Origin of the sequence: Izhakiella capsodis (assembly GCF_900115045.1) — a bacterium.
GTDB lineage: Bacteria > Pseudomonadota > Gammaproteobacteria > Enterobacterales > Enterobacteriaceae > Izhakiella > Izhakiella capsodis.
Genome location: NZ_FOVC01000017.1, coordinates 1 through 15,112, shown reverse-complemented (window position 1 = coordinate 15,112; position 15,112 = coordinate 1). Strand labels below are relative to the sequence as shown.

The window sequence follows — 15,112 nt, the reverse complement described above, 5'->3', positions numbered from 1 at the left end:
AAAAAACCGGGCAACGCCCGGTTTTTTTCTCTGTTACCTTGCAGATTACTCTGCAGCGGCTTCAGCTTGAACTTCTGGACGATCAACCAGCTCGATGTAAGCCATCGGAGCGTTATCACCAGCGCGGAAGCCACACTTAAGAATACGAGTGTAACCACCTGCACGGCTCGCAAAACGCGGGCCAAGCTCATTAAACAGTTTTGCCACGATCTCATTATCACGAGTACGGGCGAATGCCAGACGACGATTAGCAACGCTGTCGGTCTTGGCGAGAGTAATCAGCGGCTCAACCACGCGACGCAGCTCTTTCGCTTTAGGCAGTGTCGTCTTGATGATCTCATGACGAACCAGAGAACTTGCCATGTTACGGAACATAGCCTGACGATGGCTGCTGTTGCGGTTCAGTTGACGACCACTCTTACGATGGCGCATGACCTTATCCTTCTCAGTGGAACCTTAACCTGCGATCCGTTTATTCATCAGCAATGCTTGCCGGCGGCCAGTTCTCAAGGCGCATGCCCAGAGACAAACCGCGTGAGGCTAGCACGTCTTTAATCTCAGTAAGAGATTTCTTACCAAGGTTGGGCGTTTTCAGCAGCTCAACCTCAGTACGCTGTACCAGATCACCGATGTAGTGGATAGCTTCTGCCTTCAGACAGTTAGCAGAGCGGACAGTCAATTCCAGATCGTCAACAGGGCGCAGCAGGATCGGATCGAATTCTGGTTTCTCTTCTTTTATCTCCGGCTGACGTACATCACGTAAGTCAACGAAAGCTTCCAGTTGTTCAGCCAGAATGGTAGCCGCACGGCGGATCGCTTCTTCAGGATCCAGAGTGCCATTGGTTTCCATTTCGATAACCAGCTTGTCCAAGTCGGTACGCTGTTCTACACGCGCAGCTTCAACATTGTAGGCGATACGCTCTACGGGGCTGTAGCAGGCGTCTACTAACAGACGGCCAATTGGGCGCTCATCTTCTTCCGAATGAATTCGGGCAGAAGCCGGCACATAACCACGACCACGCTGCACTTTGATACGCATGCTAATAGCGGCATTATCATCGGTCAGATGGCAGATCACATGCTGTGGCTTGACGATTTCGACATCACCATCATGGGTAATGTCGGCTGCAGTCACAGGGCCAATGCCAGATTTATTCAGGGTTAAAATAACTTCATCTTTACCCTGAACTCTCACCGCCAGCCCTTTCAGATTGAGCAGGATTTCCAGAATATCTTCCTGGACGCCTTCTTTAGTGCTGTACTCGTGCAGTACACCATCAATCTCAACCTCGGTCACCGCGCAACCCGGCATTGATGAAAGCAGAATACGGCGCAGTGCGTTACCTAGAGTGTGGCCAAAACCACGCTCTAAAGGTTCAAGGGTCACCTTGGCATGCGTCGAACTGACTTGCTCGATATCTACCAGGCGCGGTTTTAGAAACTCTGTCACAGAACCCTGCATTGTGTCCTCTCTTTGGTACTAAGCTTTACTTGGAGTAAAGCTCGACGATCAGGTGTTCGTTAATGTCCGCAGACAGATCGGTACGTTCAGGAATACGCTTGAACACACCTTCCATCTTAGTTGCATCAACTTCCAGCCATGTAGGCTTTTCACGCTGTTCAGCTAGCTCCAGGGCGGCTTTCACGCGAGACTGCTTTTTGGCTTTCTCGCGGATGCTAACAACGTCATTCGGAGATACCTGAAAAGAAGCGATGTTAACAACGCGTCCGTTCACCATTACAGACTTATGACTAACCAGCTGGCGTGCTTCTGCACGAGTGGCGCCGAAGCCCATACGATAAACTACGTTATCCAGACGACCTTCCAGCAGAGCCAACAGGTTTTCACCGGTATTGCCTTTCAGACGTGCTGCTTCTTTGTAATAGTTACGGAACTGACGTTCAAGAATGCCGTACATACGACGAACTTTTTGCTTTTCACGTAACTGGACACCGTAGTCAGACAGACGCGGTTTACGCGCACCGTGCTGGCCAGGAGCCTGTTCAATCTTACACTTGGAATCAATCGCGCGAACGCCAGACTTCAGGAAGAGGTCTGTACCCTCGCGGCGGCTCAGCTTGAGCTTAGGACCCAAATATCTTGCCATTTTCTTTCTCCAACTATCCTAAAAACGTACGTTAAACGCGACGTTTTTTCGGCGGACGACAACCGTTGTGAGGGATCGGAGTCACATCAGTAATATTCGTGATGCGGAAACCAGCGGCGTTCAGAGCGCGAATAGTAGATTCGCGGCCCGGACCCGGCCCCTTAACCATAACTTCCAGATTCTTGATACCATAATCTTTCACGGCCTCTGCGCAGCGTTCAGCAGCAACCTGTGCAGCGAATGGCGTAGACTTGCGAGAACCACGGAAACCAGAACCACCGGATGTTGCCCAACCCAGAGCGTTACCCTGACGATCGGTAATAGTAACGATGGTGTTGTTAAAAGAGGCATGAACATGAGCCACGCCATCAGAGACTTGCTTTCTTACACGTTTACGTGCACGAACTGGTGCCTTTGCCATTATTCAATCACCCCGATTATTTCTTGAGCGGTTTGCGCGGACCCTTACGGGTACGGGCGTTGGTCTTGGTGCGCTGACCGCGTACCGGTAGACCACGACGATGACGCAAACCACGGTAGCAGCCAAGATCCATAAGACGCTTGATGCTCAGGGTGATTTCACGGCGCAGATCGCCTTCAACGACGAATTTGCCAACTGCATCACGCAGCTGTTCAATCTGCTCTTCTGATAGCTCACTGATCTTAACATCTTCAGCAATACCCGTTGAGGCACAGATGGCTTTAGAACGAGTTTTGCCGATACCGTAGATCGAGGTTAAAGCGATAACGGTATGTTTATGATCAGGAATGTTAATGCCTGCTATACGGGCCACTATGCACTCCTATTAAGTTAAATATGCGCTCCATGCCGAAAAGCCCGTTTTCAGGATACTCAAATGGAAACGCATAGACATAAAAAAGATTGGCTGGCTAATCTAGCCAGCTCAACCCGACTTTGCAAGAAAAATATGCAACTAAATCAGCCTTGGCGCTGTTTGTGCTTAGGCTCTGCACTGCAAATTACACGCACAACACCGTCGCGACGAATGATTTTGCAATTGCGGCATAATTTCTTGACGGAAGCACGAACTTTCATTTTTACTCTCCGTAACTTCTCAGGCCCCTAATCAGCGATTATAGCCTCTCAGGTTTGCCTTCTTCAAAGCAGACTCATATTGACTGGACATCATCAGAGTTTGCACTTGAGCCATAAAGTCCATGATGACAACGACTACGATCAGCAGTGACGTACCGCCAAAGTAGAAAGGAACATTCATCGCATCACGCATGAACTCCGGTATCAGGCAGATAAAGGTAATGTAGAGTGCACCGACCAACGTCAAACGCGTCATTACTTTATCAATATACTTCGCCGTTTGCTCTCCCGGACGAATTCCTGGTACGAATGCACCGGACTTCTTCAGGTTATCTGCTGTTTCACGCGGGTTAAATACCAGCGCCGTATAAAAGAAACAGAAGAAAATGATTGCAGTCGCATAAAGTAACACATAGAGCGGTTGTCCCGGCTGCAAATATAGTGAAATATCTGACAACCAATTCCAACCAGAACCACTTCCGAACCAGGACGCAATAGTCGCAGGAAACAGAATAATACTGGAAGCAAAGATCGCTGGGATAACCCCGGCCATATTCACTTTAAGTGGTAAATGTGTACTCTGTGCAGCGTAGACCCGACGTCCTTGCTGACGTTTCGCATAGTTCACCACAATGCGGCGCTGACCACGCTCAACGAAAATAACAAAGTAAGTCACTGCAAATACGAGCGCTGCAACCAATACCAGCAGAATGAAGTGCAGGTTGCCTTGCCGCGCCTGCTCGATGGTATGGCCAATGGCCTGCGGCAAACCCGCAACGATACCAGCGAAGATAATGATTGAGATACCGTTTCCGATACCGCGCTCAGTAATCTGTTCACCCAGCCACATCAGGAACATCGTCCCGGTAACCAGGCTAACAACAGCGGTAAAGTAGAAAGCAAAGCCCGGATGAATCACCAGACCCTGCATTCCAGGCATATTCGGTAAACCGGTTGCGATACCGATTGACTGAAATACTGCCAATACCAGCGTCCCGTAACGGGTGTACTGGCTAATCTTTCGACGGCCAGCCTCCCCTTCCTTTTTAATCTCCGCTAACGCTGGATGAACCACCGTTAGCAGCTGGATAATAATAGATGCCGAAATATACGGCATAATACCCAGCGCGAAGATCGAGGCACGACTTAGAGCACCACCAGAGAACATATTAAACATTTCAATAATGGTGCCTCGCTGTTGCTCAAGCAGTTTGGCAAGTACAGTGGCATCAATACCAGGGATAGGAATGAAAGAGCCAATGCGGAACACAATCAGTGCACCGATCACAAACAACAGTCTGCGTTTCAGTTCACCTAACCCACCTTTGGCACTTTGAAAATCTAATCCCGGTTGCTTAGCCATCTGCTACTTATTCCTCAATTTTACCGCCAGCAGCTTCGATAGCAGCACGAGCGCCTTTAGTCACACGCAGGCCACGAACGGTTACCGGTGCTTTGACTTCACCAGACAGAATCACCTTCGCAAATTCAATCTGAATACCGATTACGTTTGCTGCTTTCAGCGTATTCAGGTCAACAATATCGCCATCAACTTTCGTCAGCTCAGACAAACGCACTTCTGCGGTGACTGCTGCTTTACGAGAAGTAAAACCGAATTTCGGCAGACGACGATACAACGGCATCTGACCACCTTCAAAACCGCGACGTACGCCACCGCCAGAACGAGATTTCTGACCTTTGTGACCACGACCACCGGTTTTACCGAGGCCAGAACCGATACCACGACCCAGACGCTTAGGCGCGTGCTTAGAGCCTTCGGCTGGAGACAGAGTATTTAGACGCATCTGTTACTCCTCCACTTTAACCATGTAGTAAACCGCGTTGACCATGCCGCGAACAGCTGGCGTATCCTCGCGCTCAACAGTATGGCCAATACGGCGCAGGCCTAAACCAACCAGCGTTGCTTTGTGCTTGGGCAGGCGGCCGATTGCGCTGCGCGTTTGTGTAATTTTAATAGTCTTAGCCATGGTCAATTACCCCAGAATTTCTTCAACGGATTTACCACGCTTGGCAGCGACCATTTCCGGGGAATTCATGTTGGCGAGGCCATCAATAGTTGCACGAACCACGTTGATTGGATTAGTGGAACCATAGGCTTTAGCCAACACGTTATGAACCCCTGCAACTTCCAGAACGGCGCGCATTGCACCTCCGGCGATGATACCGGTACCTTCAGAAGCTGGCTGCATGAATACGCGAGACCCTGTGTGAACACCTTTAACCGGGTGTTGCAGGGTACCGCCAGTCAGCGCGACATTAATCATATTGCGACGGGCTTTTTCCATCGCTTTCTGGATGGCTGCCGGCACTTCACGCGCTTTACCGTACCCAAAACCAATGCGGCCGTTTCCATCACCTACCACAGTCAGAGCTGTGAAAGAGAAGATACGACCACCTTTTACGGTTTTTGATACACGGTTTACCGCGATCAGCTTTTCCTGCAGTTCACCAGCTTGTTTCTCGATGTGTGCCATCTTAGACCTCTACCTTAGAACTGAAGGCCAGCTTCACGAGCAGCATCTGCCAGTGCCTGGACGCGACCATGATATTGGAAACCGGAGCGATCGAAAGAAACACCTTTGATGCCTTTTTCGATAGCACGCTCTGCAATAGCTTTACCTACAGCAATAGCGGCATCTTTATTACCGGTACTCTTCAGTTGTTCAGAAATAGCTTTTTCTACAGTAGAAGCAGCAACCAGAACTTCGGAACCGTTCGGCGCAATCACCTGTGCGTATATATGACGCGGAGTACGATGTACTACCAGGCGAGTTGCACCAAGCTCTTTGAGCTTGCGACGTGCGCGGGTCGCACGACGGATACGAGCAGATTTCTTATCCATAGTGTTACCTTACTTCTTCTTAGCCTCTTTGGTACGCACGACTTCGTCGGCGTAGCGAACACCCTTGCCTTTGTAAGGCTCAGGACGACGGTAGGCGCGTATGTCAGCCGCAACCTGGCCGATCAGCTGTTTATCAGCGCCTTTCAGCACGATCTCAGTCTGAGTCGGACACTCTGCAGTGATTCCCGCCGGCAACTGATGTTCAACAGGATGTGATAAACCCAGAGACAGGTTCACCGCACTTCCTTTGATCGCTGCACGATAACCTACACCAACCAGCTGCAGCTTCTTAGTGAAGCCTTCGGTAACACCGATAACCATACCGTTAAGCAGTGCGCGTGCGGTACCCGCCTGCGCCCAACCATCTGCATAACCATCGCGCGGACCGAAGGTCAACGCATTGTCAGCATGCTTAACTTCTACGGCATCATTGATAGTACGAGTCAGCTCGCCGTTTTTACCTTTGATCGAAATAACCTGACCGTTGAGTTTTACCTCTACGCCGGCAGGAATAACGACCGGTGCTTTAGCAACACGAGACATTTTTTCCTCCGATTAAGCTACGTAGCAGATAATTTCGCCGCCAAGACCAGCATGGCGCGCTGCACGATCGGTCATAACACCTTTAGAGGTAGAAATTACAGCAATACCCAGACCGGCCATAACTTTTGGCAGCTCATCTTTTTTCTTATAGATGCGCAAACCTGGACGGCTAACACGCTGGATGCTTTCTACGACTGCCTTGCCCTGAAAATACTTCAGAGTAACTTCCAGCTCAGGCTTGATGTCGCCTTCGATTTTAAAATCTTCAATGTAACCTTCTTCCTTCAGCACGTTGGCAATTGCCACTTTCAGCTTGGAGGAAGGCATGGTGACCGCAACTTTGTTCGCGGCCTGACCGTTACGGATACGGGTCAGCATATCCGCGATCGGATCTTGCATGCTCATCTGTCTTTACTCCCGTGATTCAATTGGTGACTATTACCAGCTAGCCTTTTTAAGACCCGGAATTTCACCGCGCATAGCAGCTTCACGGACCTTAATACGGCTCAACCCGAACTTCCGCAGGAAAGCGTGCGGACGGCCAGTTTGACGGCAGCGGTTACGCTGACGAGACGGGCTGGAATCACGCGGCAGAGTCTGCAGCTTCAGAACAGCATTCCAACGATCTTCATCAGAAGCGTTCACATCAGAAATGATAGCTTTAAGTTCAGCGCGTTTTGCGAAGAATTTATCTGCTAATTTCACACGCTTGACTTCGCGTGCTTTCATGGATTGCTTAGCCATTTAGTAACCCTTACTTGCGGAACGGGAAGTCAAAGGCAGTCAGCAGAGCACGGCCTTCATCGTCAGATTTCGCAGTAGTGGTAATGGTAATATCCAAACCACGAACGCGATCGACCTTGTCATAGTCGATTTCTGGGAAAATGATCTGCTCACGTACGCCCATGCTGTAATTACCACGACCGTCGAAAGACTTCGCGGAAAGACCACGGAAGTCACGAATGCGCGGAACAGCGATAGAGATCAGACGCTCAAAGAACTCCCACATGCGTTCGCCACGCAGAGTTACTTTACAGCCGATCGGATAGCCCTGGCGGATTTTGAAGCCTGCAACAGATTTGCGAGCTTTGGTGATCAACGGCTTTTGACCGGAGATAGCCGCCAAGTCAGCTGCTGCATTATCCAACAGTTTCTTGTCAGCGATCGCTTCACCAACACCCATGTTCAGGGTGATCTTCTCGACCCGAGGGACTTGCATGACAGAAGCGTAGCCAAACTCTTTCATGAGTTTATTTACTACTTCGTCTTTGTAGTAATCATGCAGTTTCGCCATCGTACTACTCCAAATTACTTGATAGTTTCGCTGTTAGACTTAAAGAAACGGACTTTCTTGCCATCTTCAAACCTAAAGCCTACACGGTCAGCCTTACCAGTAGCCGCATTAAAGAGTGCTACGTTGGAAACCTGAATTGCGGCTTCTTTTTCAACGATGCCACCTGGTTGGTTCAGGGCCGGAACCGGCTTCTGATGTTTTTTAACCAGGTTAATACCTTCAATGATGACCTTACCAGAAGACAGGACATTCTTAACCTTACCGCGCTTACCTTTGTCTTTACCGGTCAGCACGATAACTTCGTCATTACAACGGATTTTCGCTGCCATTGTTCGCTCCTTAGAGTACTTCTGGTGCCAGAGAGATAATTTTCATGAACTTTTCGTTACGCAGTTCACGAGTTACCGGCCCAAAAATACGCGTTCCGATCGGCTGCTCGCTGTTATTGTTCAGAATAACGCATGCGTTACCATCGAAGCGAATGACAGAACCGTCCGGGCGACGAACACCCTTCCTGGTGCGCACCACTACCGCCTTCAGGACATCACCTTTCTTAACTTTACCGCGAGGAATTGCTTCCTTGATGGTAACTTTAATGATGTCGCCGACGCCTGCGTAGCGACGGTGCGAGCCACCCAGAACCTTGATACACATTACGCTACGTGCACCGGAGTTGTCGGCCACGTCCAGCATAGTCTGTTCTTGGATCATTTTAGTGCTCCGCTAATGTCAACTACTACTTCGAGACCCAGAATCAGGTCGTTTGAAATCCCCATAATTGAGGGCGCAGCATTATAACACCGCATCTCGCTGATGGGTAGAAAAAATAAACGGCCCTAACACTTACAGGCCGTTTATCACTTTTTAGAGAGGCAGATTCTATTACAGAACTGCTTTCTCTACAACGCGCACTAGCGTCCAGGATTTAGTTTTTGAAAGAGGACGGCATTCGCAGATTTCTACCACGTCACCGATACCACATTCATTGTTTTCATCATGGATGTGCAGCTTTGTCGTACGCTTGATGAACTTACCGTAAATCGGGTGCTTCACAAAACGCTCGATAGCAACAACAGCAGATTTCTGCATTTTGTCACTAACAACACGACCCTGCAGAGTACGGATTTTATCGGACATTACGCACCCGCCTTCTCAGTCAGTAAAGTCTTAACGCGTGCAACATCACGGCGCACCTGCTTGAGCAGATGACTCTGCTGCAGTTGACCAGATGATGCCTGCATGCGCAGGTTAAACTGCTCACGCAGCAGGTTAAGCAGCTCAGTGTTCAGCTCTTCAACGCTTTTTTCACGCAGCTCAGTTGCTTTCATTACATCACCGTCTTAGTTACAAAGGTGGTTTTGATAGGCAGTTTTGCTGCTGCCAGCTTGAATGCCTCACGGGCCAGCTCTTCCGGCACACCGTCCATCTCATACAGGACTTTACCCGGCTGGATCAGGGCAACCCAATATTCTACGTTACCCTTACCTTTACCCATACGCACTTCCAGCGGCTTCTCGGTAATCGGTTTATCCGGGAATACTCGGATCCAGATTTTACCTTGACGCTTAACTGCACGGGTCATAGCACGACGTGCTGCTTCGATCTGACGCGCAGTCAGACGACCACGGCCAACAGCCTTCAGACCGAAAGTGCCGAAGCTAACATCCGTACCTGCAGCCAGACCGCGGTTACGGCCTTTATGCACTTTACGGAATTTTGTACGCTTTGGTTGTAACATCAGCGACTCTCCTTACTTACGGCCTTTACGCTGCTGCTTTTTCGGTTGAGCAGCCTGTTCAGGTTGTTCAACAGCAGCCATACCACCCAGGATCTCACCTTTGAAGATCCATACCTTAACGCCGATTACACCATAAGTGGTGTGCGCTTCAGAAGTGTTGTAGTCAATGTCTGCACGCAGAGTGTGCAGCGGCACGCGGCCTTCACGGTACCATTCGGTACGTGCGATTTCCGCGCCGCCCAGACGGCCACTAACTTCAACTTTGATACCTTTAGCGCCTAGACGCATAGCGTTCTGAACAGCACGCTTCATCGCACGACGGAACATCACACGACGCTCCAACTGTGAAGTAATGCTGTCAGCAACTAATTTAGCATCCAGTTCCGGTTTACGAACTTCAGCGATGTTAATCTGCGCAGGAACGCCAGCGATATCCGCTACGCCCTTACGCAGTTTTTCAACGTCTTCACCTTTCTTACCAATAACGATACCCGGACGAGCGGTGTGAATAGTCACACGGATGCTCTTCGCCGGACGCTCGATAACGATGCGTGATACAGACGCTTTTGCCAGTTCTTTATTCAGGTACTGGCGAACTTTAAAGTCGCTGTCCAGGTTGTCAGCGAATTCTTTGGTATTGGCGAACCAAGTAGAGTTCCAGGGTTTAACAATACCCAGTCGAATACCATTAGGATGTACTTTCTGACCCATTGCTAGTCTCCAGAGTCTTAGCGATCGGACACAACCACAGTAATGTGGCTGGTGCGCTTCAGAATGCGATCTGCACGACCTTTAGCACGTGGCATGATGCGTTTCATGGTCGGGCCTTCGTCAACGAAAATTTTCGTGACTTTCAGATCGTCAATGTCAGCGCCATCGTTGTGCTCGGCGTTAGCAATGGCAGATTCCAGGACCTTCTTGACCAGTACAGCCGCTTTCTTGTTGGTGTACGTCAGAATGTCCAGAGCCTGCGACACTTTCTTACCGCGAACGAGATCCGCAACGAGGCGAACCTTCTGCGCAGAAGAACGAGCATGGCGATGTTTAGCGATAGTTTCCATCTCTTCCTCCTGGCTTATTTCTTCTTGGCTTTTTTATCAGCCGCGTGACCGCGATAAGTACGTGTCGGCGCGAATTCACCCAGCTTGTGACCGACCATTTCATCGGAAACGAAAACCGGAACGTGCTGACGACCATTATGGACAGCGATGGTCAAACCGATCATGTTTGGAAAGATCGTTGAACGACGGGACCAAGTGCGCAGGGGCTTCTTGTCACCGCTTTCCACCGCTTTCTCTACCTTCTTCAGCAAGTGCAGGTCAATAAAAGGACCTTTCTTGAGAGAACGTGGCATGGCTTATCCTCTATAATTATTTGCTACGGCGACGTACGATAAATTTATCAGTACGCTTGTTGCTGCGGGTCTTCTTACCTTTGGTCTGAACGCCCCACGGAGTAACCGGGTGCTTACCAAAGTTACGACCTTCACCACCACCATGCGGGTGATCTACCGGGTTCATCGCAGTACCACGAACGGTAGGACGAATACCACGCCAGCGGGAAGCACCAGCTTTACCCAAAACGCGCAGCATATGCTCAGCATTACCGACTTCACCCAGGGTGGCACGACAGTCAGCTTCGACTTTACGCATTTCACCAGAGCGCAGACGCAGGGTCACGTAGGAACCTTCACGCGCAACGATCTGCACGTAAGTACCGGCAGAACGGGCCAGCTGGCCGCCCTTACCTGGTTTCATTTCTACGTTATGGACGGTAGAACCGACAGGGATGTTGCGCATTGGCAGAGTGTTACCTGCTTTAATTGCAGCATCTACACCAGATTGGATCTGGTCGCCAGCTTTCAGGCCTTTAGAAGCCAGGATGTAACGACGTTCGCCGTCTTTGTACAGAACCAGTGCGATATTCGCAGAGCGGTTCGGATCGTACTCAAGACGTTCAACAACTGCAGGGATACCATCTTTGTTGCGTTTGAAGTCAACGATACGGTAAGCCTGTTTGTGACCACCACCGATATGACGGGTAGTAATACGACCGTTGTTGTTACGACCGCCAGTTTTGCTGTTTTTTTCCAGCAGCGGGGCAAAAGGTTTGCCCTTGTGCAGCTCTGGGTTCACCACTTTAACGACGTGGCGACGACCCGGAGATGTCGGTTTACATTTAACAATTGCCATTGTTTCTCTCCTCCGACTTACTCTGCGCCGCCGACGAAGTCCAGATTCTGGCCTTCTTTCAGGGTGACGTAAGCTTTTTTCCAGTCGCTACGACGACCAACACGCTGTCCGTGACGTTTAACTTTACCCTTCATGATCAGGGTGTTTACGTCTTTTACTTCAACTTCGAACAGCTTCTGTACGGCAGTTTTGATTTCTGCCTTGGTCGCGTCTTTTGCAACTTTGAGAACGATGGTGTTAGTTTTTTCCATCGCAGTAGACGCTTTTTCAGATACATGCGGCGCGCGCAGTATTTTCAGCAGACGTTCTTCACGGATCATGCCAGCATCTCCTCAACTTGCTTAACTGCATCAGCAGTCATAACGACTTTGTCGAAGGCAATCAGGCTAACCGGATCGATGCCCGTTGCATCACGCACATCAACCTTGTACAGGTTGCGCGCTGCCAGGAACAGATTTTCATCCAGTTCACCGGTGATGATCAGCACGTCTTCCAGCGCCATGTCTTTCAGTTTCTGTGCCAGCAGCTTAGTTTTCGGTGCTTCGACAGAAAATGTTTCGACAACAATCAGGCGGTCCTGACGTACCAATTCGGACAGAATGCTTTTCAGCGCGCCACGGTACATCTTTTTGTTAACTTTTTGACTGTGGTCCTGAGGCTTCGCAGCGAAGGTCACACCACCTGAACGCCAGATCGGGCTCTTGATAGAACCTGAACGCGCACGGCCGGTACCTTTCTGGCGCCACGGTTTTTTGCCGGAACCAGTCACTTCGGCACGAGTCTTCTGAGCACGAGTACCCTGACGAGCACCTGCAGCGTATGCAACTACAACCTGGTGTACCAGCGCTTCGTTGAAATCACGACCGAAGGTAGTTTCGGAAACAGTCAGCGCGCTTTGCGCGTCTTTCAATACTAATTCCATTGCTATCCCCTTACGCCTTCACAGCCGGTTTAACGATCAGGTCGCCGCCGGTTGCTCCCGGAACAGCACCTTTCACCAGCAGCAGGTTGCGTTCAGCGTCAACACGTACTACTTCCAGGCTCTGAACGGTCACACGCTCATTACCCAGCTGACCTGCCATTTTTTTACCCTTGAACACTTTGCCCGGAGTCTGATTCTGACCGATAGAACCCGGAACGCGGTGAGACAGGGAGTTACCGTGAGTCGCGTCCTGGGTACGGAAGTTCCAGCGCTTAACGGTACCGGCGAAACCTTTACCTTTAGAGGTACCGGTTACGTCTACTTTTTTAACTTCAGCGAAAATATCAACACTAATGCTCTGACCAACAGAGAAATCCTCACCTTCAGTAGTGCGGAATTCCCACGCGCCACGGCCAGCTTCAACGCCAGCTTTAGCGAAATGACCAGCTTCAGGTTTCGTTACACGGCTGGCTTTCTTGGTGCCAGTGGTAACCTGGATAGCAGTGTAGCCGTCGTTTTCCAGGCCTTTGACCTGCGTTACGCGGTTCGCTTCAATTTCGATTACGGTGACAGGGATAGAAACGCCGTCTTCTGTGAAGATACGGGTCATACCCACTTTTTTGCCGACTAAACCAATCATTGTATCAACCTCTCAATCGCTCGATGACCTGATTAACCCAGGCTGATCTGCACGTCTACACCGGCAGCCAGATCCAGACGCATCAGAGCATCAACGGTTTTCTCAGTTGGCTCAACGATGTCCACTAAACGCTTATGAGTGCGAATTTCGTACTGGTCGCGCGCGTCTTTGTTGACGTGCGGAGAAATCAGGACGGTAAAGCGCTCTTTGCGGGTCGGCAGCGGGATGGGACCACGAACCTGCGCACCCGTGCGCTTGGCGGTCTCAACGATTTCCGCGGTTGATTGATCGATCAGACGATGATCAAACGCTTTTAGACGAATACGGATTCTTTGGTTCTGCATGAGACCAGAGCTCCAACTATTTATAAACGAAAAAAATTACTCCTCACACCCATTACGATTGATGGGGGAGTGTAATCGTTCAGCTATAACCCCCATATCGGGAGTATTGTAGGTGTCCGAAATTACGGTCGACCTGCGATTCAGCCAGAATCGCGCCTGCAAGATTAGCAAGCTGGCGAATTATACGTGAATCTGTGCAGAAAGCAACCGTCGAAGGGCAAAGAATCTGTCTATGTAAACAACCACCCTGACAATGGGACGGTCATAATTTTCAAAGTCTGTGGATTATTCCCACGTTAGAAACAATGCGTTCGATATCGATGTTTATCAACAGCCTCATCCCATCCATTGACTCATGTCATTCAGCATCATCAAATCGCATTCACTCTCTGCTTTAAATATACGTACAGATAAATACAACTCACCCCCGAGTCATGTATTGAGATATCGGATGGTTTTTGTTATAGCCCTTTATAATTTATCAGGCAATTTTGTTATCACGTCTCAACCTCCTCCCGGGATGGAAATTTAGACGTAACCATAAAAAAAGAGCGCCAAAGCGCCCTTTTTTACGACTAACGATATAAATCGTTAAGCATTAGCGCAATTAAGCGATAACTTTTGCCACAACACCCGCACCTACAGTACGGCCACCTTCACGAATTGCAAAGCGCAGACCGTCATCCATTGCGATTGGGTGGATCAGCTCAACGTTCATTTTGATGTTGTCGCCCGGCATTACCATCTCTACGCCTTCCGGCAGTTCGATGGTTCCTGTCACGTCAGTTGTACGGAAATAGAACTGCGGACGGTAGCCTTTGAAGAACGGAGTATGACGGCCGCCTTCATCTTTAGACAGAATATAAACTTCTGATTCGAACTTGGTGTGCGGCTTGATTGAGCCCGGCTTAGCCAGTACCTGACCACGCTCGATCTCTTCACGTTTGATTCCGCGCAGCAGAACGCCAACGTTTTCACCTGCCTGGCCCTGGTCCAGCAGTTTGCGGAACATTTCAACGCCGGTGCAGGTTGATTTCGCCGTATCTTTGATACCCACGATTTCAACTTCTTCACCCACTTTGATGATGCCGCGCTCTACACGACCGGTTACCACGGTACCGCGGCCGGAGATAGAGAATACGTCTTCGATCGGCAGCAGGAACGGCAGGTCGATTGCACGCTGCGGATCCGGGATGTAGGTATCCAGGTAGCCCGCCAGCTCAATGATTTTCTCTTCCCACGCTGCGTCGCCTTCCAGCGCTTTCAGCGCAGAACCGCGTACGATTGGCGTGTCGTCTCCGGGGAAATCATAAGCTGACAGCAGCTCACGCACTTCCATTTCAACCAGTTCCAGCAGCTCTTCATCATCAACCATGTCACACTTGTTCAGGAACACGATGATGTAAGGAAC

Annotated in this window: 29 protein-coding genes; all 29 read right to left on the bottom strand. The window is 49.9% G+C overall.

What is annotated here, in order from left to right:
- Nucleotides 1-45: 45 nt before the first annotated feature.
- The gene (gene rplQ / locus BM191_RS15860) at nt 46-432 is read right to left on the bottom strand and encodes a 50S ribosomal protein L17 (protein WP_092880035.1); all 387 of its coding nucleotides are present in this window, start codon (nt 430-432) and stop codon (nt 46-48) included.
- Between the two features lie 40 nt (nt 433-472).
- Nucleotides 473-1,462, bottom strand: a complete 990-nt coding sequence (locus tag BM191_RS15855) for a DNA-directed RNA polymerase subunit alpha (RefSeq protein ID WP_092880032.1) — start codon at nt 1,460-1,462, stop codon at nt 473-475.
- Between the two features lie 25 nt (nt 1,463-1,487).
- On the bottom strand, nt 1,488-2,108 hold the full coding sequence (rpsD, locus tag BM191_RS15850) for a 30S ribosomal protein S4 (protein ID WP_078005002.1): 621 nt from the start codon (nt 2,106-2,108) through the stop codon (nt 1,488-1,490).
- 31 nt (nt 2,109-2,139) lie between these two features.
- Entirely contained in the window at nt 2,140-2,529 is a 390-nt protein-coding gene (rpsK, locus tag BM191_RS15845; RefSeq protein WP_092880028.1) for a 30S ribosomal protein S11, read from the bottom strand.
- 16 nt (nt 2,530-2,545) lie between these two features.
- Complete coding sequence (gene rpsM / locus BM191_RS15840) at nt 2,546-2,902, bottom strand: 30S ribosomal protein S13 (RefSeq protein ID WP_092880025.1); 357 nt, start codon at nt 2,900-2,902, stop codon at nt 2,546-2,548.
- A gap of 146 nt (nt 2,903-3,048) precedes the next feature.
- Nucleotides 3,049-3,165, bottom strand: a complete 117-nt coding sequence (gene rpmJ / locus BM191_RS15835; protein WP_004160566.1) for a 50S ribosomal protein L36 — start codon at nt 3,163-3,165, stop codon at nt 3,049-3,051.
- A gap of 31 nt (nt 3,166-3,196) precedes the next feature.
- Nucleotides 3,197-4,528, bottom strand: coding sequence for a preprotein translocase subunit SecY (gene secY / locus BM191_RS15830; RefSeq protein WP_092880022.1), 1,332 nt, complete (start codon nt 4,526-4,528; stop codon nt 3,197-3,199).
- A gap of 7 nt (nt 4,529-4,535) precedes the next feature.
- On the bottom strand, nt 4,536-4,970 hold the full coding sequence (gene rplO / locus BM191_RS15825; protein WP_092880019.1) for a 50S ribosomal protein L15: 435 nt from the start codon (nt 4,968-4,970) through the stop codon (nt 4,536-4,538).
- Nucleotides 4,971-4,973: 3 nt separating this feature from the next.
- On the bottom strand, nt 4,974-5,153 hold the full coding sequence (gene rpmD / locus BM191_RS15820) for a 50S ribosomal protein L30 (RefSeq protein WP_092880016.1): 180 nt from the start codon (nt 5,151-5,153) through the stop codon (nt 4,974-4,976).
- A 6-nt stretch (nt 5,154-5,159) separates the two neighbouring features.
- Nucleotides 5,160-5,660, bottom strand: coding sequence for a 30S ribosomal protein S5 (rpsE, locus tag BM191_RS15815; protein WP_078004998.1), 501 nt, complete (start codon nt 5,658-5,660; stop codon nt 5,160-5,162).
- 14 nt (nt 5,661-5,674) lie between these two features.
- Nucleotides 5,675-6,028, bottom strand: a complete 354-nt coding sequence (rplR, locus tag BM191_RS15810; RefSeq protein ID WP_078004997.1) for a 50S ribosomal protein L18 — start codon at nt 6,026-6,028, stop codon at nt 5,675-5,677.
- A 9-nt stretch (nt 6,029-6,037) separates the two neighbouring features.
- Nucleotides 6,038-6,571: a 50S ribosomal protein L6 gene (gene rplF / locus BM191_RS15805; protein ID WP_092880013.1), complete on the bottom strand. Its 534-nt coding sequence runs from the start codon at nt 6,569-6,571 to the stop codon at nt 6,038-6,040.
- A gap of 12 nt (nt 6,572-6,583) precedes the next feature.
- Nucleotides 6,584-6,976, bottom strand: coding sequence for a 30S ribosomal protein S8 (gene rpsH, locus BM191_RS15800; protein WP_078004995.1), 393 nt, complete (start codon nt 6,974-6,976; stop codon nt 6,584-6,586).
- 33 nt (nt 6,977-7,009) lie between these two features.
- Nucleotides 7,010-7,315: a 30S ribosomal protein S14 gene (gene rpsN, locus BM191_RS15795; RefSeq protein WP_075183634.1), complete on the bottom strand. Its 306-nt coding sequence runs from the start codon at nt 7,313-7,315 to the stop codon at nt 7,010-7,012.
- 10 nt (nt 7,316-7,325) lie between these two features.
- Nucleotides 7,326-7,865 (bottom strand): 50S ribosomal protein L5, encoded by a 540-nt coding sequence (gene rplE, locus BM191_RS15790; protein ID WP_078004994.1) that lies wholly within the window; start codon nt 7,863-7,865, stop codon nt 7,326-7,328.
- Nucleotides 7,866-7,879: 14 nt separating this feature from the next.
- Nucleotides 7,880-8,194: a 50S ribosomal protein L24 gene (gene rplX, locus BM191_RS15785; RefSeq protein WP_092880010.1), complete on the bottom strand. Its 315-nt coding sequence runs from the start codon at nt 8,192-8,194 to the stop codon at nt 7,880-7,882.
- Between the two features lie 10 nt (nt 8,195-8,204).
- Entirely contained in the window at nt 8,205-8,576 is a 372-nt protein-coding gene (gene rplN, locus BM191_RS15780; RefSeq protein ID WP_078004992.1) for a 50S ribosomal protein L14, read from the bottom strand.
- A gap of 171 nt (nt 8,577-8,747) precedes the next feature.
- The gene (gene rpsQ / locus BM191_RS15775; protein WP_092880007.1) at nt 8,748-9,002 is read right to left on the bottom strand and encodes a 30S ribosomal protein S17; all 255 of its coding nucleotides are present in this window, start codon (nt 9,000-9,002) and stop codon (nt 8,748-8,750) included.
- Nucleotides 9,002-9,193, bottom strand: coding sequence for a 50S ribosomal protein L29 (gene rpmC / locus BM191_RS15770; RefSeq protein ID WP_078004990.1), 192 nt, complete (start codon nt 9,191-9,193; stop codon nt 9,002-9,004). Before rpmC ends, rpsQ begins: the two co-directional genes overlap by 1 nt.
- Nucleotides 9,193-9,603, bottom strand: coding sequence for a 50S ribosomal protein L16 (rplP, locus tag BM191_RS15765; RefSeq protein WP_008927134.1), 411 nt, complete (start codon nt 9,601-9,603; stop codon nt 9,193-9,195). The genes rpmC and rplP overlap by 1 nt, the downstream gene beginning before the upstream one ends.
- A gap of 12 nt (nt 9,604-9,615) precedes the next feature.
- On the bottom strand, nt 9,616-10,314 hold the full coding sequence (rpsC, locus tag BM191_RS15760) for a 30S ribosomal protein S3 (RefSeq protein ID WP_078004989.1): 699 nt from the start codon (nt 10,312-10,314) through the stop codon (nt 9,616-9,618).
- 17 nt (nt 10,315-10,331) lie between these two features.
- Nucleotides 10,332-10,664: a 50S ribosomal protein L22 gene (gene rplV / locus BM191_RS15755; protein WP_078004988.1), complete on the bottom strand. Its 333-nt coding sequence runs from the start codon at nt 10,662-10,664 to the stop codon at nt 10,332-10,334.
- 14 nt (nt 10,665-10,678) lie between these two features.
- Nucleotides 10,679-10,957, bottom strand: coding sequence for a 30S ribosomal protein S19 (gene rpsS, locus BM191_RS15750; protein ID WP_001138115.1), 279 nt, complete (start codon nt 10,955-10,957; stop codon nt 10,679-10,681).
- A 16-nt stretch (nt 10,958-10,973) separates the two neighbouring features.
- Entirely contained in the window at nt 10,974-11,795 is an 822-nt protein-coding gene (gene rplB, locus BM191_RS15745) for a 50S ribosomal protein L2 (protein ID WP_092880004.1), read from the bottom strand.
- A 17-nt stretch (nt 11,796-11,812) separates the two neighbouring features.
- Nucleotides 11,813-12,115, bottom strand: coding sequence for a 50S ribosomal protein L23 (gene rplW / locus BM191_RS15740; RefSeq protein ID WP_092880001.1), 303 nt, complete (start codon nt 12,113-12,115; stop codon nt 11,813-11,815).
- Nucleotides 12,112-12,717 carry a 50S ribosomal protein L4 gene (rplD, locus tag BM191_RS15735; RefSeq protein WP_078004985.1) on the bottom strand — a complete coding sequence of 202 codons (606 nt, stop codon included), beginning with the start codon at nt 12,715-12,717 and terminating at the stop codon, nt 12,112-12,114. The genes rplW and rplD overlap by 4 nt, the downstream gene beginning before the upstream one ends.
- Before the next feature lie 10 nt (nt 12,718-12,727).
- Nucleotides 12,728-13,357, bottom strand: coding sequence for a 50S ribosomal protein L3 (gene rplC, locus BM191_RS15730; RefSeq protein ID WP_092879997.1), 630 nt, complete (start codon nt 13,355-13,357; stop codon nt 12,728-12,730).
- 32 nt (nt 13,358-13,389) lie between these two features.
- Nucleotides 13,390-13,701: a 30S ribosomal protein S10 gene (gene rpsJ / locus BM191_RS15725; protein ID WP_001181005.1), complete on the bottom strand. Its 312-nt coding sequence runs from the start codon at nt 13,699-13,701 to the stop codon at nt 13,390-13,392.
- Nucleotides 13,702-14,308: 607 nt separating this feature from the next.
- Nucleotides 14,309-15,112 (bottom strand): elongation factor Tu (locus tag BM191_RS15720; protein ID WP_092880125.1); only part of this gene is annotated, 804 nt, incomplete at its 5' end.

Coding starts and splice junctions, on each gene's coding strand:
- rplQ (WP_092880035.1), bottom strand. CDS start 432: ATGCGCCATCGTAAGAGTGGTCGTCAACTGAACCGCAACAGCAGCCAT.
- BM191_RS15855 (WP_092880032.1), bottom strand. CDS start 1,462: ATGCAGGGTTCTGTGACAGAGTTTCTAAAACCGCGCCTGGTAGATATC.
- rpsD (WP_078005002.1), bottom strand. CDS start 2,108: ATGGCAAGATATTTGGGTCCTAAGCTCAAGCTGAGCCGCCGCGAGGGT.
- rpsK (WP_092880028.1), bottom strand. CDS start 2,529: ATGGCAAAGGCACCAGTTCGTGCACGTAAACGTGTAAGAAAGCAAGTC.
- rpmJ (WP_004160566.1), bottom strand. CDS start 3,165: ATGAAAGTTCGTGCTTCCGTCAAGAAATTATGCCGCAATTGCAAAATC.
- secY (WP_092880022.1), bottom strand. CDS start 4,528: ATGGCTAAGCAACCGGGATTAGATTTTCAAAGTGCCAAAGGTGGGTTA.
- rplO (WP_092880019.1), bottom strand. CDS start 4,970: ATGCGTCTAAATACTCTGTCTCCAGCCGAAGGCTCTAAGCACGCGCCT.
- rpmD (WP_092880016.1), bottom strand. CDS start 5,153: ATGGCTAAGACTATTAAAATTACACAAACGCGCAGCGCAATCGGCCGC.
- rpsE (WP_078004998.1), bottom strand. CDS start 5,660: ATGGCACACATCGAGAAACAAGCTGGTGAACTGCAGGAAAAGCTGATC.
- rplR (WP_078004997.1), bottom strand. CDS start 6,028: ATGGATAAGAAATCTGCTCGTATCCGTCGTGCGACCCGCGCACGTCGC.
- rplF (WP_092880013.1), bottom strand. CDS start 6,571: ATGTCTCGTGTTGCTAAAGCACCGGTCGTTATTCCTGCCGGCGTAGAG.
- rpsH (WP_078004995.1), bottom strand. CDS start 6,976: ATGAGCATGCAAGATCCGATCGCGGATATGCTGACCCGTATCCGTAAC.
- rpsN (WP_075183634.1), bottom strand. CDS start 7,315: ATGGCTAAGCAATCCATGAAAGCACGCGAAGTCAAGCGTGTGAAATTA.
- rplE (WP_078004994.1), bottom strand. CDS start 7,865: ATGGCGAAACTGCATGATTACTACAAAGACGAAGTAGTAAATAAACTC.
- rplX (WP_092880010.1), bottom strand. CDS start 8,194: ATGGCAGCGAAAATCCGTTGTAATGACGAAGTTATCGTGCTGACCGGT.
- rplN (WP_078004992.1), bottom strand. CDS start 8,576: ATGATCCAAGAACAGACTATGCTGGACGTGGCCGACAACTCCGGTGCA.
- rpsQ (WP_092880007.1), bottom strand. CDS start 9,002: ATGTCCGATAAAATCCGTACTCTGCAGGGTCGTGTTGTTAGTGACAAA.
- rpmC (WP_078004990.1), bottom strand. CDS start 9,193: ATGAAAGCAACTGAGCTGCGTGAAAAAAGCGTTGAAGAGCTGAACACT.
- rplP (WP_008927134.1), bottom strand. CDS start 9,603: ATGTTACAACCAAAGCGTACAAAATTCCGTAAAGTGCATAAAGGCCGT.
- rpsC (WP_078004989.1), bottom strand. CDS start 10,314: ATGGGTCAGAAAGTACATCCTAATGGTATTCGACTGGGTATTGTTAAA.
- rplV (WP_078004988.1), bottom strand. CDS start 10,664: ATGGAAACTATCGCTAAACATCGCCATGCTCGTTCTTCTGCGCAGAAG.
- rpsS (WP_001138115.1), bottom strand. CDS start 10,957: ATGCCACGTTCTCTCAAGAAAGGTCCTTTTATTGACCTGCACTTGCTG.
- rplB (WP_092880004.1), bottom strand. CDS start 11,795: ATGGCAATTGTTAAATGTAAACCGACATCTCCGGGTCGTCGCCACGTC.
- rplW (WP_092880001.1), bottom strand. CDS start 12,115: ATGATCCGTGAAGAACGTCTGCTGAAAATACTGCGCGCGCCGCATGTA.
- rplD (WP_078004985.1), bottom strand. CDS start 12,717: ATGGAATTAGTATTGAAAGACGCGCAAAGCGCGCTGACTGTTTCCGAA.
- rplC (WP_092879997.1), bottom strand. CDS start 13,357: ATGATTGGTTTAGTCGGCAAAAAAGTGGGTATGACCCGTATCTTCACA.
- rpsJ (WP_001181005.1), bottom strand. CDS start 13,701: ATGCAGAACCAAAGAATCCGTATTCGTCTAAAAGCGTTTGATCATCGT.